Origin of the sequence: Hymenobacter defluvii (assembly GCF_017589435.1) — a bacterium.
GTDB classification, from domain to species: Bacteria; Bacteroidota; Bacteroidia; order Cytophagales; family Hymenobacteraceae; genus Hymenobacter; species Hymenobacter profundi.
The window spans coordinates 1-1,350 of record NZ_JAGETX010000066.1; the positions used below are offsets into that span (position 1 = coordinate 1).

A 1,350-nucleotide genomic window follows, 5' to 3' on the forward strand; every position below is an offset into this window, starting at 1 on the left:
GCTTTACTCTATTCATAGCGCCAACTACTCAATTGTTGTGTAGGTTGGTACTCGTCATTCTGAGCCATTTATGGGATTTGAACCCATGACCTCTTCCTTACCAAGGAAGTGCTCTACCACTGAGCTAAAACGGCTAATATTGTTTGAAACCTAAACGTCTCACAGAAAACGGCAGCAACCTGCTTGATCGTTTGATTTCACTTTCACAGTGTGAAAGTAAGAGCGGGAGACGAGGTTCGAACCCGCGACCTGCAGCTTGGAAGGCTGCCGCTCTACCAACTGAGCTACTCCCGCGTAGAAGTAATTTAAGGAAATGGTGCCTGAGTGAAATCACTCAGGCACTAAATCATTATTTCACTGTGGGGGTAACAGGACTCGAACCTATGAACCCGAAGGAGGTGAGTTACAGTCACCCGCAATTGCCGCTATGCGATACCCCCAGTTAAAAACGCTCCATCCGAGCTGTCTTTTTTACCCTTTTGATTCTATCGTTGTGCGGTAGCTTTCAAAAGGAGTTGCAAAATTAACGGGTTTCTGATGTAAGTCAAGCCCTACCTCCAGAAAGAGCTAATATTTTTTTTGCTATCGTATCCTTACTTGCCTTTATGTAAGCGATAAGACTTTGATTCTGTTTTAGATGCTGTATCGTTTTGCCCGGCCTAACAATCTGAAAAAATTATTGCAGCATCGTATAGATGGTAGCTAGATTCTTATCCTTTTCGCGGCTTCGGATGTCTTGCAGGGTAAGTTTTACACTGGGGCTGCTTGGCACCAGCATGCTTAATCCCTTGTATGCCCCAAGTCGAGCGTATTGATTGGGGTAGGAACGCGCAATTATTTCGAGGCGGGCAATGCCTTTATCGCGCTCTACTGGCGGCATGCGTAACATTAGCGTAGCGAAGTTTTGCAGAAATTGATATAGTGCTTCATTACGTACGTCGTTGCTTCGCCGTAAGAACCATTCATATTGATCTGCGGTGCCGTTGAGAGCGAAGTAATTGGATATAGCATCTATGAGCGCTGCATTTTTTGTTTCCTGAAGCGCCGTAATTTCCTTCAGTGAAGTGACGGTAGGAGCTTTAGCTAAGGCATTAATAGCAGCACTTGTTACCGTGTAAGAACTGTCCGTAAGAGCTGCGGTATACAATTGGCCGTAGTCTTCGTTTTGGAAGGAAGCCAGAGAGTTGATAGCGGCAGCTCGCACTTGAGTTTTAGGGTCTTTGGCAGCCACCTTTTGTAGATCTTTCCGTATGGCAGTCCCTTCTGAGCCTTTATAGCGTCGCAATGCCTCTACTGCTGTTTGTCGCACGGCCCAAAAGTCGTCGCTCAGCGCGTTGCGCAACATGGCAC

The 1,350-nt window shown here is 46.4% G+C and carries 1 protein-coding gene and 3 tRNA genes; all 4 read right to left on the minus strand.

Features of this window, described 5'->3' with window-relative positions:
- Positions 1-62: 62 nt before the first annotated feature.
- Positions 63-134 (minus strand) — tRNA-Thr (locus J4D97_RS22885).
- A gap of 87 nt (positions 135-221) precedes the next feature.
- Positions 222-294, minus strand: a tRNA-Gly gene (locus tag J4D97_RS22890).
- Positions 295-360: 66 nt separating this feature from the next.
- Positions 361-440: transfer RNA gene (locus J4D97_RS22895), tRNA-Tyr, on the minus strand.
- 236 nt (positions 441-676) lie between these two features.
- Positions 677-1,350: HEAT repeat domain-containing protein (locus J4D97_RS22900; RefSeq protein ID WP_208309615.1), on the minus strand; the 674-nt coding region annotated here is incomplete at its 5' end.